General features: G+C 69.6%; 9 protein-coding genes and 1 riboswitch. Of the genes, 4 read left to right on the top strand and 5 right to left on the bottom strand.

Annotation, left to right across the window (positions count from 1 at the left end):
* Positions 1-648 precede the first annotated feature (648 nt).
* Positions 649-2,418 (top strand): hypothetical protein, encoded by a 1,770-nt coding sequence (locus ACFZBU_RS47400; RefSeq protein WP_391590050.1) that lies wholly within the window; start codon positions 649-651, stop codon positions 2,416-2,418.
* 185 nt (positions 2,419-2,603) lie between these two features.
* On the opposite strand, the gene ACFZBU_RS47405 is transcribed toward ACFZBU_RS47400, so the two are convergent.
* The 3 genes from ACFZBU_RS47405 to ACFZBU_RS47415 all read right to left on the bottom strand — a co-directional run bounded on the left by ACFZBU_RS47405 (position 2,604) and on the right by ACFZBU_RS47415 (position 6,142).
* Entirely contained in the window at positions 2,604-4,163 is a 1,560-nt protein-coding gene (locus tag ACFZBU_RS47405; RefSeq protein WP_391590051.1) for an ABC transporter substrate-binding protein, read from the bottom strand.
* A gap of 528 nt (positions 4,164-4,691) precedes the next feature.
* Positions 4,692-5,051 (bottom strand): MarR family transcriptional regulator, encoded by a 360-nt coding sequence (locus ACFZBU_RS47410; protein ID WP_391590052.1) that lies wholly within the window; start codon positions 5,049-5,051, stop codon positions 4,692-4,694.
* A 107-nt stretch (positions 5,052-5,158) separates the two neighbouring features.
* The gene (locus ACFZBU_RS47415; RefSeq protein ID WP_391590079.1) at positions 5,159-6,142 is read right to left on the bottom strand and encodes a BtrH N-terminal domain-containing protein; all 984 of its coding nucleotides are present in this window, start codon (positions 6,140-6,142) and stop codon (positions 5,159-5,161) included.
* Between the two features lie 413 nt (positions 6,143-6,555).
* Positions 6,556-6,722, top strand: a riboswitch (cobalamin riboswitch).
* Between the two features lie 174 nt (positions 6,723-6,896).
* Between ACFZBU_RS47415 and metE the strand changes: the two genes are divergently transcribed.
* Complete coding sequence (gene metE, locus ACFZBU_RS47420; protein ID WP_391590053.1) at positions 6,897-9,221, top strand: 5-methyltetrahydropteroyltriglutamate--homocysteine S-methyltransferase; 2,325 nt, start codon at positions 6,897-6,899, stop codon at positions 9,219-9,221.
* Positions 9,222-9,374: 153 nt separating this feature from the next.
* Here the strand turns inward: metE and menC are convergent, their stop codons facing one another.
* Positions 9,375-10,484 (bottom strand): o-succinylbenzoate synthase, encoded by a 1,110-nt coding sequence (gene menC, locus ACFZBU_RS47425; protein WP_391590054.1) that lies wholly within the window; start codon positions 10,482-10,484, stop codon positions 9,375-9,377.
* Between the two features lie 24 nt (positions 10,485-10,508).
* A complete protein-coding gene (locus ACFZBU_RS47430; RefSeq protein ID WP_391590055.1) occupies positions 10,509-11,270 on the bottom strand; it encodes a GNAT family N-acetyltransferase in 762 nt (253 codons plus the stop codon).
* Between the two features lie 1,271 nt (positions 11,271-12,541).
* On the opposite strand from ACFZBU_RS47430, the gene ACFZBU_RS47435 reads away from it, so the two are divergent.
* The gene (locus ACFZBU_RS47435; RefSeq protein ID WP_391590056.1) at positions 12,542-13,549 is read left to right on the top strand and encodes an ABC transporter permease; all 1,008 of its coding nucleotides are present in this window, start codon (positions 12,542-12,544) and stop codon (positions 13,547-13,549) included.
* 70 nt (positions 13,550-13,619) lie between these two features.
* On the top strand, positions 13,620-15,389 hold the full coding sequence (locus ACFZBU_RS47440; protein ID WP_391590057.1) for an ABC transporter substrate-binding protein: 1,770 nt from the start codon (positions 13,620-13,622) through the stop codon (positions 15,387-15,389).
* Positions 15,390-15,392 lie beyond the last annotated feature (3 nt).

Here is a 15,392-nt window from a genome sequence, read left to right on the forward strand (position 1 = left end):
GGGGGTGTGTGTTGCCGTCTGGTTCGGGTGGTTTTTTTTTTGGTTTCGCGGGGGTTCTCCCCCCCATGGCCCGGGGGCCCCCCCCCCCACCAACCCCCGAAGCCGATCTGCCGGACTGATGGAAGGAAGTGCCCCTACGACATCCCGCCGGGCCCTTTCGCGCTCTCCGGCCGGTGGCGATGTCGGCAGTTGCGCGATCATGACCAAGGCAGGGGTCGACGAGGTGATCGAGAGGGCAACGGATGCCGGCCCTCGGCCACTTGGCAGTACCGGTCGCATGCGAGAGGCTGCCGGAGAGGCGACGACAGTGATGCGCCGCCTCGGGAAGACGCCCGGCCGGACGGTCGAAGGGGCGTCCGGCGTCTCAGGGTCCCGCCTCGGCGGGGTACGCCGGACCCCGTTCGGGCTCCGCCGCCGGGCCGAGGCCGGGCACCTCGGACAGGGATGACAGGCGGCGTGGACAGCACGCCCGAATTCTCCGCCCGGGCGCCCGGTTTCCGATGCCGCGCAGGGCCGGACGCCACCCGACCGGCCGCCCTGTGCGTGCTCGCGGGACGGCGTCGTCGCCGCCGTGCGCGGGAGACCCCCCGGCGCGGTTCGCGTGAATCGGATAGTGGCCGTCGGTGCGAGTGGCTACGTTCGAGCGCCATGATCAATCGAATATCGGTACGGCGCAGGCGACGCGTGGTCATCGTCGTTGCCGGAGCCGTCGCGATCCAGGTCGGATTGGGGGCCGGCGCGTTCGCGGCATGGGATACCGCCGGCTCGGGGAAGGACTCCGCCGGCCCCCGGACATGTACGAGCCGCCCGAATCCGGATGCACCCGAAGCCGGCGAGGAGCGCAGCTGCTTTTCGGTGGACGCCGGCGTCGACCACCCGCTCGCGGTCGGCGAGACCGCCACCGTGCGATTCGAGGTACGGTCCCAATTCGCGGCCGGGAAGGTACGCGTGGAGGCGGACCTGCCGGCCAACCTCGCCTGGCTCGAGGCGCCCGTCGGACTGACCCGGTCCACGCATCCCTCCCCCAACCCGGTACACCTGGGCGGCATCGAACGCGCCGCGACCGTACGCACGTTCAAGGCGGGGCAGAGCACCACGTACACCGGACGGATCGTCGCGAAGGCGGCCGGTCCGGCGGAGATCAAGGTACGCGCCGCCGCCGACCTGCGTACCGGAGTGGACGCCGCGGAGGACCTGATCCCGCTCACCGTGGGCGCGGCGCCGGGCAGGTCGAGCCTGGGCGCGGAGCGGTCGACCGATTCCGACTCGGTCGAGGTCGCGGCGGACGTGGCGCCGCAGGAGTCGACTCCCCATCTCGCGGCGGAATCGTTGTCCACGGCCGGCCTGCCCGCACCCGCCGGGGACGATCCGGTGGTACCCCGGGCCCGGACCGCCGCGGCGGCGGCGGCGACCGCGTGCGCGACGGGCAAGTGGCTGTACGTCGACGAGAAGGGCGTGACCAAGCCGGTCGTCAACATGACCGTCGAGGCCTGGGACGCGGACACGAGCAACGCGCACGACCTGCTCGCCAGTGGCCTCACCGGCACCAAGGGCGAGTACAAGCTGTGCTTCGACAACGCCGAGAGCAACAACAGCGGCCAAGACGTCTACGTCAAGCTCACCACCACCAACAAGAACTGGCGCGTCCAGGCGACCGGCACCACGAACGCCTTCTCGTTCACCACACCCACGGTCGCCAACGTCGCCAACGGATCCACCACCGCCTTCGGCAACCGCAAGCCCACCCAGGCCAACCGGATGCGCGCCCTGCACGCCTTCGACGCGCTCAACGACGCCTGGAAATGGGTGCCCGGCAACACCTGTTGGGACGCCCTGGACACCACGTGCCGTCAGGTCGTCGTCAACTGGGCACCGGACTCCACAATCGGCAACTACTTCGGGAACAAGCAGATCCACCTCAAGGCGGATGCTCCCGACTCGCACATGACCGTCGTGCACGAACTCACGCACGCCCTGATGGCCGACGTCTACGAGGACTACGCGCCGCCCATCCCCAATTGCAGCCCGCACGGCGTCTCCGCGAAGTCCTCGACGGGCTGCGCCTGGGTGGAGGGTTTCGCCGAGTGGGTGCCGGCGAGCGTGTACAAGGATCCCTTCTACCGGTGGCCCAGCGGTTCGTCCCTCAACCTGGAGACGCCCACCTGGAGTACGTCGGGCTGGGACGACGGGGACACGGTCGAAGGCCGCGTGGCCGGTGCGCTGATCGACCTCACCGACACCACGAACGAGGGTTCCGACGTCTATGGGGAGGCCGCGCCCGGAAACGTCTGGAACACCTTCCTGCGGCACCGCTCCGCGACGTTCGCGGAATTCTGGCAACACCGCAAAGCGGACGGGTATGACACCTCCGCCAACGGCCCGCTGAAGAGCCTGTACCAGAGCACGATCGACTACTGACGAACGCGCCTCCCCCGTTCCGCACGCCCGACGCGCGCGGAACGAGGGAGGCACACGTCACGCGGCCCGGACAAGCGCGGCGAGCGCACCGGCGGGCGAACGGCCGGCGCCGCCCGGCTCTGTGACCGGACGGCGGTACCGGCGGCACGTGTCACGCCGATCCTGCGGACCGCGGGCCGGGGCGGTCAGTCGGCGGTGCTTCGGGTGATCCGGTCGAAGTGCACGAGTCCGTCGTTGAACGGCTCGACGCCGGTGATGTGCCGGCTGTGCACGGCCGCCGCCGACGCTTCCAGGTACACCCAGAAGGGCATGTCCCGGTTCAGCGCCGTCTGCACGCGTGTGTAGGCGTCCCGGCGGACCTTGGGGTCGGGAGACAGTCGGCCCTCGCCCAACGCCTTGTCGACGGCGGAGTTGCTGTAGCCGGTGATGTTGTTGATGCCCCCGGTGATCAGGAACTGATGCATGCTCGGTTCCACGTCGTCGGCCCACAGTTGGAAGACGGTTGCCTCGAAGTCGTGCTTGGCCGAGGTACGCGTGACCAGCGACGCGATGTCGACGACGTCCACGATCATGGTCACCCCCGGATATCCGGCCAGCGTCCGCCGGATGTACTCGGCGATGTCCCGGGACTTCGGGCTGTCCGGTACCAAGTAGTGGAAAACGAAAGGCTTTTGGCCATTCGAGGTGAGCTTGGCGAAAAGTTCGCCCGCCTGCGGGGGCTTGTTCTCCACGGCCGCCAGGTTGACGTTCGCCAACGGGGAACTCGCGTTGAAGATGCCCCTGGCCTGAACGCCGAGACCCTTGTAGAAGCGGCGGTTGAGCTCCTCGCCGCTCAGCGCCAACGCGATCGCCCGACGGGCGTCCGCGTTGTCGAAGGGGGGCTTGCGCAGGTTGAAGGCGATCATCAGGCCGCCGTTCAGCAGTGTCTCGTCGACCGTCAGGTCCTTGTCCCGGGCGTCGCCCAACACGGTCGGGTCGGTGGTGACGGTGATGTCCGCCCGGCTCTTCGCGATCGACTCCGGTGCGGCCGCGATGTTGCGGTCCACCCGGAACACGAGTTCGTCGAGGTGCGGAAGCCCCTTCTGCCAGTAGTTCTCGTTGCGCACCATGCGCAGGTCTTTCCCGGGCTCCCAGGCGGCGAGTTTGAACGGGCCCGCGCCGATCGGGGTGCGCTTGAGGGCGGCTCGGCCCTCGGGGGTGGAGACGAACTTCGTGGGGGCGACGAACGCGAGGTTGCGGGCGACCATGTGGTCGAAGTTGGCGTTGGCGGACGGAAGTTCGATCCGCAGCTGGAGGTCCGACACAAGGATCAGCTTGACGTCCCGCAACACGCCGCCGACCAAGGAATTGACCGTCGGATCCCGATGGGCGTCCCACGTCGCCTTCACGGCGGCGGCGTCCAGGACCGAGCCGTCGGAGAAGCGCAGTCCCGCGCGCAGGGTCAGCGTCCAATTCGTGTACTGGGCGTCGCTGGTCAACGACTCGGCCAGCTTGGGGTGCACGGTGCCGGTCGCCGGCTCCGTCCAGACCAGGACGTCGTACAGCGCCGACATCCGGTTTCCGTCGGCCACGTTCGGATAGCTCGCGCTGAACGGGTCGAGGCCGCGCGGCTCGCCCGGAAGGAGGAAGACGGCCGACCCACCCGCCCGTGGTGTACCGGATGCGTCGGAGTCGTCGTCGCCGACGAGCCCGCATCCGGTCGTGGCGCTCAGGCAGATCATCGCCAGGGCCAAGCCCGGCGCCAAGGGGCGCAGTACGTTTCGAAAGGGTCCGACGTTGCGAAGGAGGCCACCGAGTCCGGTGGTTCTTCGTGTGGTTCGCGGCGCGAACGGCACGAGGTGTGCACCTGCCCTGTATCGACGAGATATGGATACCGTGCGTCGCCGGCCAACCGGTCGAATCGTCGCGAAGGGGGGCGAGGGATCGCCTGAGTGCGTGCGCCACTCGCGTCGCTTTTCCGCGCGCCGCATTTCCACGCGGCGCACGCCTCGCGTGTCGATCCGTCCGGCGCTACCGGGACGTGGCGAGAACGCCGCGGGACACGGGCGGATCACGCCCCGAGCCTCGCGGCGCAACAGAAGCTATAGGCGCATTCGCGAGGCGGCTATCCATCCGACGCGAGATGCCGCCTCCCGCGGACTCCGGCGTCGCGACCACGGCCCCGGACCAGGGGCGCGCATCGGCGCCCGGGCTGCGCCCCGACCCCGTGCGGTGGCTCGGCCGGTGTCGCTCCCGTCGGGTGGCGCCGGACCGATCGGTGTGGCCGGGTGCGGTCAGCCGGCCAGGTCCTCGGCGTTGCGATCACGCAGGGCCCGGATCCGGGTGCCCCGGCGGTCCGAGGGGTCCGGCTCGCGGGACACCCAGCCGGCGCGTTCGAGTCGGTCCAGGACGCCGGTCATCGTGGCGGCATGGAGACCGGCGCGGCGCGCCAGTGCGCTCGGGCTCAGCGGGCCGTGGGCGTTGACGAGGTCCAGGCAGTCCAAGTCGACGTCTCGGAGCGTCAAATGGGTGCTGACCTGCCGGTTGAGCAGGGACAGCTGGAGGCTCGGCGCACGCAGTCCCTCTTTGACGTCGACGGTCGCCCGGCGGCGCCGCCGGTCCGCGTCACCCGCATCGCGGACGGCACGCGGCACCCACGAGCCGACCCGGCCACAGCACCCGGGCCCGGTCTCGGCGACGCCCGATCGGTAGGTCGCCGGTGGGCGCCGTGGGGGCCACCGGCCGGGGCGCGCTCGATGCCTCACGCCTCCAGGCGGCTCAGCGCTTGCATGGCCTCGCGCTCGATGCGCGAAAGATCGCCGAGGATCGTGCCGGCCTGCACGAGAAGTCGCGGCTCGCCCGATTCACCGGCCTTCTCGATCAGTGCTGCCACTTCCGTCCACAGGGTGGCTGCCTCGGTGTACAGCGTGTGCCCGGTGCGCAGATGGCCGCTGTCGAGCACTTCGGTGCACTCGGCGAGGAAGTCGCGGTAGAGGTTCCGGAACAGGGCGCCGCCGGTGCCGGCCTTCTCCATCAGCAGGGCGGCCTGTGGCAGGTCACGCTGCGGGGCGTCGGTGCGCTGGAACCATGTGCGCACCAGCTTGCCGGCCTTCTCGATGCCGCGGTGGCCGAGGTTGGCGATGGGCGGGTCGAGGAACGCTTGGGCACAGCCGGTGATGGCGGGGATGATTTGCCCCTGCGGCGAGGGCGGGTTCCTCGGAGCGGTGAGGGTGAAGGAGCGGTGCTTGGCGGTCATCGGGCCGCGCGCGGCCCTGGCCCGGGCGAGGCCGGTCAGGCTCGTGGCCACCGCTCCGCCCTGCTGGTCGGTGTCCACCAGGTAGGCGAAGCGGTCGTCGTAGCCGTACATGGCGACGACGTGGCCGCCGAAGTGGACCTTCGATCCGAAGTAGTCCAGATGGTAGCTGTCGAGTTGCAACCCGACCGGTCGACCGGCGTCGATGACGGCTGTCACGTTCTCCCACGCCCTGCGGGGGGAGGCGGTTTCCCGGACCTGGAGTTCGTACCCGAGTCCGGTCGCCAGGTTTTTGGTGAGGTCGAACGGCTTGACCCGTCCCCCGAGGAAGGGGAAGCCCATGCTCTTGCTGTCCCAGTAGATGAAGGACAGGCCGGAGCCGAGGCCGAAGAGCATCGGCTCGGACAGATCGAGTCCTTGGTGACGCAGCAACACCCCCAGAGTCGTCGTCTCGCAGTGCTGCGTACCTCGGGCATCGATGTCCGTCACCATGGTCACGCCGTGTTCTCCTCGCCAGGAATCGTCAGCCGGCTCATCGGTTCTTCGTGCGGTGCCGGTTTCGCCCGACGTGTCCGCGGCTCGTGGCCGGGCCCCGCGGATGAATTCGGCGCGCACACGGGGGAGATCATGCCGCGCGCGGCCCTGCGAAGCGAGCCGGCCCCGGCCGCCGCCCGCGAAGACTTCGACGTCGCCCCGCACACCGGGATCCGCACCGCGGTTCGGCCGGCGGCCGGATCGCCGGAGTGGCGGGTCACCGGGCTCCCCGAAGGCGAGGCCGCGACCCTTTCGGGCCGCCTGCCGCACGGATGCACCGCGCCGCGCGCCGTCCACTCGGTGGACTCGCGTTCCGAACCCGCCCGCGGCCGGCTAAGCTGGCGGACGCAGTCGGTTCGCCCTGCCCGCCAGGCAGACGCGTCGCAAGAGGGAACCCGGTGTGAATCCGGGACTGCCCCGCAGCGGTGAGTGGGAACGACCGCCGTCAACAGCACTGGGCCCGCGCCGGGCCCGGGAAGCGACGGCCAGTAGGAGTCCGCCTTTTCGGTGGGCACGCCCACGAGTCCGAAGACCTGCCACTGCCCGTGCGCCGCCGAAGCGCACGGTGATCTCGGTGACCTCGTGGGCGGGTCGGCGGACAACCCGGTGGGACACGTGCGCGAGTGCGCCGAAGTGGCCCCCGCGGTTTGCCATCCCTTCGCGCCTTCGATTCGTCCCGGGATCCCGGAGACAACTCGCGAAGGAGAGTTCCGTGACCACCAAGTCCGCAGCCGCGGCAGCACGCGCCACCGTGTACGGCTACCCCCGACAGGGCCCGCGCCGAGAGCTGAAGAAGGCCATCGAGGGCTACTGGGCCGGTCGGGTCACCGCCGACGCGCTCGGCGACGCCTCGGCCGAACTGCGCCACGCCAACTGGCGTCGGCTCGCCGATGCCGGGATCCACGAGGTTCCCACCGGTGACTTCTCGCTCTACGACCACGTCCTGGACACCAGCGTGATGGTCGGCGCGATCCCGGCCCGACACCGTGCCGCCGTCGAAGCCGACGCCTTGGACGGCTACTTCGCGATGGCGCGCGGCACCCGGGATGTGGCGCCGCTGGAGCTGACCAAGTGGTTCGACACCAACTACCACTACCTGGTCCCCGAACTCGGCCCCGACACCACGTTCTCCGCGAACTCCGTCAAGCAGGTCGCCGAGTTCGCGGAGGCCACCGCGCTGGGGCTGACCGCGCGCCCGGTGCTCGTGGGCCCGCTCACCTTCCTCCTGTCCGCCAAGCCCGCACCGGGCGTTGCGGCCGACTTCCGGCCGCTGACCCTGCTGGACCGCCTGTTGCCGGTGTATGCCGAGGTGCTCGCCGACCTGCGGGCCGCCGGCGCCGAGTGGGTGCAACTCGACGAGCCCGCTCTGGTCCAGGACCGCAGCTTCGCCGAACTCAACGCCACCGCACGTGCGTACCGCGACCTGGGCGGTCGCACCGACCGACCCAGGCTGCTGGTCGCCTCGTACTTCGATCGTCTCGGCGAGGCGTTGCCGATCCTGGCCAAGGCCCCGATCGAGGGCCTCGCCCTGGACTTCACCGGTGCCGCGGCCGCCAACCTGGACGCACTGGCAGCGGTCGGCGGGCTGCCCGGCAAGCGTCTGGTCGCCGGCGTCGTCGACGGCCGCAACGTGTGGATCAACGACCTCGGCAAGTCGCTGACCGTGCTCGGCACTCTGCTGGGCCTGGCCGACCGCGTCGACGTCGCAGCCTCCTGCTCGCTGCTGCACGTACCCCTGGACGCCGACGTCGAGCACGACATCGACCCGCAGATCGCCCGCTGGCTCGCCTTCGCCCGACAAAAGACCGCGGAGGTCGTCACTCTGGCTCGCGGCCTCGGGCAGGGCACGGACACCATCGCGGCCCACCTCGCCGCCAACCGGGCCGACCTGGCCGCACGCAACGCCTCCGCCCTCACCCACGACCCCGCCGTGCGCGCCCGGGTCGCCGCGGTCACCGAGGCGGACGGCCGCCGCGACCAGCCCTACCCCGAACGAGCCGCCGCCCAACGCACCCGCCTGGGCCTGCCGTTGCTGCCCACGACCACGATCGGCTCCTTCCCGCAGACCGCCGAACTGCGCACCGCCCGCGCCGACCTGCGCGCCGGACGCATCGACGACGCGGCCTACGAGGAACGCATCGAAAACGAGATCCGCGAGGTCGTCTCCTTCCAGGAGAAGGCCGGGATCGACGTCCTGGTGCACGGCGAACCCGAACGCAACGACATGGTCCAGTACTTCGCCGAACAGCTCACCGGCTACGTGGCCACCCGACACGGCTGGGTCCAGTCGTACGGCACCCGCTACGTGCGCCCGCCGATCCTCGCCGGCGACGTCTCCCGCCCCGAGCCGATGACCGTGCGCTGGACCTCGTTCGCCCGGTCGCTGACCGACCGACCGGTCAAGGGCATGCTCACCGGCCCCGTCACCATGCTCGCGTGGTCCTTCGTCCGCGACGACCAGCCGCTCGGCGTCACCGCCCGGCAGGTCGCACTCGCGCTGCGGGACGAGGTCCGCGATGTGGAGGCCGCCGGGAGTTCGGTCATCCAGGTGGACGAGCCCGCGCTCCGCGAGACCCTGCCGCTGCGCGCGACCGACCACCCGCGGTATCTGGCCTGGGCCACCGAGGCCTTCCGCCTGACCACCTCGGGCGTACGCGCGGCCACCCAGATCCATACCCACATGTGCTACGCCGAGTTCGGCGACATCGTGCGGGCGATCGACGACCTCGACGCCGATGTGATCAGCCTGGAGGCGGCCCGCTCGCACATGCGGGTCGCCACCGAACTCGCCGCCCACGGCTACCCGCGCGAGGCCGGACCCGGCGTGTACGACATCCACTCCCCGCGCATCCCCGGTACGGACGAGGTGGTGGGCCTGCTGCGCGAGGCGCTGGCCGCGATCCCCGCCGAGCGCCTGTGGGTCAACCCCGACTGCGGCCTCAAGACCCGCGACTGGCCCGAGGTCCGCGCCTCGCTGGAGAACCTGGTCGCGGCGGCCCGTGAGGTGCGCACGACCCTCCCCGGTCCGCTCTCCTGACCTGGGCCGTGTCCGGCGGACACGGCCCAGGGGTCGCCGGGGCGAGACCTTGCGGTCCCGGCCCGGCGGCCCCTCCGCGACCTGCTTCCTGTGGACCTCGCGTTTCACTCGGCTACGAGCCGACCCGCGGCCTCCGGGTCCGAACGCGCGCGGTCACATCGCGATCCATTCGCTCGACGTGGTCACCTCGTCGAGGACGTCGGCAAGGGGCTCGACGCCCAGGCCGGGGCCGGTGGGGACGTCGAGGTGCCCGTCGGAGAGGACGAAGGGCTTCGTGAGGTCGGTGGCGAAGTATCGGCTGGAGCCGGAGGTGTCGCCCGGGAGGGTGAAGCCGGGCAGGGCGGCCAGCGCCACGTTGGCGGCGCGACCGATGCCGGTCTCCAACATCCCGCCGCACCAGACGGGGATACCGTGGGCGCGCGCGAGGTCGTGAATGCGGCGGGCTTCGAGATAGCCGCCGACGCGGCCCGGTTTGATGTTGACGACGGAACAGGCGCCGAGGGATATGGCCGCCGCGGCGTCGGCGGCGGACCTGATGGATTCGTCCAGGCAGATCGGGGTGCGCAGCAGCTTGGCCAGTGCGGCGTGCTGGACCATGTCGTCGTTGGCCAAGGGCTGTTCGATCAGTTGCAGCCCGAAGTCGTCGAGCCCGGCGAGGTGTTGCGCATCCGACAGCGTGTAGGCGGCGTTGGCGTCGACCTGCAGGAGCAGATCGTCACCGAAACGTTCGCGCACGGCACGTACCGGGCCGAGATCCCAGCCGGGCTCGATCTTCAGCTTGATCCGGACGTAGCCCTCGGCGATGTACCCCTCCACGGCGTCGAGGAGTTCGGGCACGGAGTCCATGATCCCGACCGAGACACCGCACGGGACCCGCTCCCGAACGGCACCCAGGTAGGAGCCGAAGGATTCACCGGCACTGCGGAGCCCGGCGTCCAACACCGCCGTCTCCAGCGCGGACTTCGCCATCCGGTGGCCGGTGAAGGGCTTCAGGACACGTGCCACCGCGTGCACGTCCAGACCGTCCCTCGGCAAGGCGGGAATGAGGAACCTGCGCAGGACGTGCCGGGCACTGTCGACGTACTCGGAGGAATAGCGCGGCTCGGACATGGCCCCGCACTCGGCCCAGCCCTCGTGGTCGGCGGTGACGACGCGGACCAGCAGCACATCGCGGCTGGTCTCCACACCGAAGGAGGTACGGAACGGCGCGACGAGCGGCATCGCGATCCGACGCAGCTCGATGCCGGAAATCTTGGTCTTCACGACTGGTGGCTCCTCTGCGGGCGGTCAGGCATGGGTTGTGGTGCGTTGGACCACGTATCGGCGGCGTTCGTGGAAGCCGATGACACGGGCACCTTCGGCGAGCAGGCCGCCCAGGGTTTCTCGTACGGCCAGCCGCCAGGCGCGGGCGGCGCCGGGATCCGTGAGGCGCAGAGCCTCGATGTCGTCGGGGAGGTCGACGAGTACGGTCTCGGCGTCGGTCGCGGCGGTCTCCGGGCGGCCGTCGTGATTGCGGAGGCCGTGCACGGCGCCGGCGGGCAGTTCGACCACCTCGGGCGGGGAGGGGGCGGTGAGGTCCCAGGCGACCAGGACCCGGTCGGACTCGTCGCCGCCGTTGATGGCGTCGTCCATCAGGCCGTAGAAGGACGCCAGGTACGCTTCCGGCCGAGCGCCCAGCTTGGTCAGATTGAAGTAGGCGTTGCGACGGACGAGCGGGTCGTAGGTCCAGGTGATGCGGCTGAGTCGATGGGCGAGCGCCCACTGCCGCTGGTGCATCTTGAGGGCGAGGCCCACGCCGCGCCCCACCACGGCGCCGGTGATGTGGGAGTGCAGGCTGATGCCTACGGGTTCGCCGAAGAAGGCGACCGACGCCCCCACCAGACGGCCGTCCTCGTATGCTCCGGCCACGTAGTTGCCGGAGTGGGAGAGCGCCCGCATGACCTCGGCGGAGATGGGTGTCCTGCCGGATCGGGACCCCCAGATGTCGGCATAGAGGAGGCTGACGGCATCGAAGTCCTCCATCATGTGCAGTTCTCGGATTACGGACACTTCCTTACGGTTCGTCTTCAAGGCTTCTCCGGATGCCGAGGGCTCCGAGGCGAAGGTGGCGGGGCACCGGCGCACGTCGTCCTCGATGAGCGGGCGGGAGCACGTGGGCCGGAAGCGGACCCGCGTGCACAAGGATTCGGGTGTATTCGTGCCTGCGTGCACTTCCTCGGCGAGGCGTCGGTGGCGCATGACGACGACGGCGTCGCACGCCTCTTCCACGACGCGAGGTTGGGCGACGTGAACGACATGGTCGGGAACTCGGTGCGCGGGTGACGGCGATGCGCCGACGCCGGACGCCGGGGGCATCCGGAAGCGGCGTGCTCGCGTGAGCCGGGGTGGACAGGTCTCCGGACGGCACCACTGCGAGTGTGTGTGTCCCCGCCTTCGTGCGGCTTTGTTTCACGGTACGAGGATGTGCGCGCCCCTTTGGACGGCGGAACAAGCAGGCGGGCTTCCCGACGGCGGGAACCGCTGCGATCGCGATTCGGCGAGCACGGAGTACGTCGGGACGACGGTGGCCGCGTGCTGCCGCTTCCAATGATCCCGACCACTTCGAGGACCGGTCCGAGATCGGGCCCCGGTGCCGCGCATCCGCACCTCTATAGCCAGTCTCACAAAGCATCCGGGGAATCTCTGGACGGGTATCGCATGTACCCGGCCGGCCCGGAAGCGACGCTGTCCGCATGCACAATCCAGCAAGCGTGCGGCCGGCACCGCCGGTAACCGCACCCACCACGGCCCGGGCCGGCGCGACCGGAATCACCCCGCGCACCACCGCCCCCGCCGGCATCCATCCCGCATTCCCCGGCCCGCGACCTGCGACTCGGACAGGGTTGTCTCCCGCGCCGTCGCGAGGCCTGACGGAGTCCTTAGCGGCCGTCGTCTGAATCCCGGTTTCGGTACCGGCCATCTCACGAAGGTGGCGGTACGTGTCCGCCTCGGGCGGATCATCGCCCTCTCCGGGCCCTGCATCGTCGGCGACAGGAAGGTGCGCGCAGGTGTAGGCGCCGACCAGCCGGCCGGCGGTCTGGATAACCGAACTCCCTTTTCCAGCAGGGTCGTTCGGCGCACCATGCATATCCATGCGGGCGGCCGGAGCTCCGGCACCCGCTTGATCGGAACGTCTCCGACTCCTCGGCCCGGCAGCGTGGCGCCGAGATGTCGGGGAGTTCCACAGCAGGGGCGTCCGCCCTTGTGGCCGACCAAGTGATGACGCCGCCACGGCGGCAAGTACCGTCCGGCCGGCGCCGGTTGAGAGGAGTCCCTGTCAGATGACGGCACCATTGCACGAGCCGATCGCGGAACCGGCCCCGAGCGCGGCCGAGGAAGCGGCGGCAGTCCGGGGCAACGCCGAGCCCGTACAGGGCCGTTCGTTGGGGCGGATCGCCTGGGAACGGCTCAAGCGGGACAGGCCGGCGCTGACGGGTGGCACCGTCATAGTCGCGCTCGTCGTGATCGCGCTGCTCGCGCCCGTGATCTCGAACCTCGTCGGACAGGATCCGGACGTCTACCACGAGGACACGATCGACCCGCTGTTCGGCACCCCCAGGGGGGCGCTGGGCGGCATCAGCGGCGACCACCTGCTGGGTGTCGAGCCGGTCAACGGCCGGGACATCTTCGCCCGGATCCTCTACGGTTCGCGGATCTCGCTGCTCGTCGGTTTTCTGTCCGCCCTGGTGGCGGTCGTCCTGGGTACGATCCTCGGCATTTTGGCCGGCTTCTTCGGCGGCTGGGTGGACGCCGCGATCAGCCGCGTCATGGACGGCCTGCTCGCCTTTCCGCAACTGCTGTTCATCATCGCGCTGGTCTCGGTCATGCCGAGCGAGATGCTGGGCATGACCGGGTCGAGTGTCCGCGTCTTCGTGATGATCCTGGTCATCGGCTTCTTCGGCTGGCCCTACATCGGACGCGTGGTTCGCGGCCAGACGCTGTCGCTGCGTGAACGTGAATACGTCGAGGCCGCCCGCTCGTTGGGCGCCGGACGCTTCTACATCCTGTACAAGGAACTGCTGCCCAACCTGGTCGCCCCGATCGTCGTGTACACGACGATGATGATTCCCACGAACATCCTGACCGAGGCCGCGCTCAGCTTCCTGGGCGTGGGCGTCAAGCCGCCCACGGCCTCGTGGGGACAGATGCTCTCGAACGCGATCGATTACTACGACTCGGATCCGCTCTACATGATCGTTCCGGGCGTGGCCATCTTCATCACCGTCCTTGCCTTCAACCTCTTCGGCGACGGCGTGCGCGACGCGCTCGATCCCAAGGGCTCCCGCTGAACTGCCGTACCCCGGGCGGCCCGCGGCACTTCACACGGGGTCTGCCATCACATTCGGAGGATCCGAGATCATGACTACCCAACGCACCTCAGGGCGGCACAAGCGGGCACTGGCCGCTGCGGCCGTGGTCGCCGGGCTGCTTACCACGGCGGCGTGTGGCGGCGGCGACACGACGAGCGGGGCCGGCTACGACGCCGCCGGCACCAAGGTCGTGAACGCCGGCACCGCCAAGGGCGGCACGCTGAAGTTCGCCGGCACCCAGGACGGCGACTCGTGGGACACCACGCGCAGCTACTACGGCTTCGCCTGGAACTTCATGCGGTACTACAGCCGCCAGTTGGTCACCTACAAGACCGAGCCGGGCAAGTCGGGGGCCGCGCTCCAGCCCGACCTCGCCGCCGACATGGGCAAGGTCTCGGACGGCGGCAAGACATACACGTTCACCCTGCGCGACGGGAGCACCTGGGAGGACGGCAAGCCGATCACCGCCAAGGACGTCAAGTACGGCATCGAGCGCCAGTGGGCGCAGGACGTGCTGTCCGGTGGTCCGGTCTATCTCAAGGACATCCTCGACCCCGACGGCGAGTACCCGGGCCCCTACCAGGACGAGTCCGCCGACAAGCTGGGCCTGAAAGCCATCGAGACACCCGACGACAAGACGATCGTCTTCCGACTGCCGCAGGCCAACAGCGACTTCCCGCAGATGCTCGCGATGCCGGCGGCCTCCCCGGTACGGCAGGACAAGGACACCAAGTCCAAGTACGGCCTGCGTCCGTTCTCCAGCGGGCCGTACAAATTCGCGTCCTACGAGCCGGGCAAGAGCCTGGAACTGGTCCGCAACACGCAGTGGAAGGATGCCTCGGACCCGGTCCGCAAGGCATACCCGGACACCGTCAGCGTCAAATTCTTCTCCAACGCCAACGACTTGGACCAGCGACTGATCGCCGGCGACTACGACCTGGACCTCAACCAGTCCGGTCTGTCGCCGCAGGGCCGCCAGACCGCGCTGAAGCAGCACAAGGGCAACCTGGACAACCCGCTCTCCGGCTACGTGCGTTACGCGGCCTTCCCGCAGAACGTGAAGCCGTTCGACAACGAGCACTGCCGCAAGGCGGTCATCCTCGGGGCCGACCACCTGTCCCTGCAGACCGCACGCGGCGGCCCCGTCGCCGGCGGCGACATCGGGACCAACATGCTGCCGCCGACGGTCCCGGGTACCGAGGGCCGGACGTACGATCCGTACGCCATGGCCGGCGCCGACAAGAACGGAAACGTCGCCAAGGCCAAGGAGGAGCTGATCGCCTGCGGCAAACCGGACGGCTTCCGCACCACCATCGCCGTCCGCAACAACAAGCCGGTCGAGGTGGCCACCGCCCAGTCCCTGCAGGCGTCGTTGAAGAGGATCGGCATCGACGCGCAGATCGACCAGTACGACGGCTCGCAGACCTCCGGCATCGTCGGCAGTCCCACCAACGTGGAGAAGAAGGGCTACGGCATCGTCATCGACGGCTGGGCCGCGGACTTCCCGTCCGTCCAGGGCTTCGGTCGGCCGCTGTGGGACAGCAAGTACATCCTGGAGAGCGGCAACGTCAACTACGCCCTGATCAAGGACAAGGCGATCGACGAACTCTTCGACGCCTACGCCCGGGAGCCCGACGAGGGCAACAAGGCCCGGATCGCCACGCAGATCGACCACAGGGTCATGGAGGGCGCGTACTACCTGCCCTTCACCTACGAGAAGTACCTGAACTGGCGCTCCGGCCGCCTCACGAACGTCTACATGACCGACGCGTACAACGGTTACGACTTCATCAGCCTCGGTCTCGAGTCCTCGAAGTGAACT

Origin of the sequence: Embleya sp. NPDC008237, assembly GCF_042956465.1 — a bacterium.
Taxonomy (GTDB): Bacteria; Actinomycetota; Actinomycetes; order Streptomycetales; family Streptomycetaceae; genus Embleya.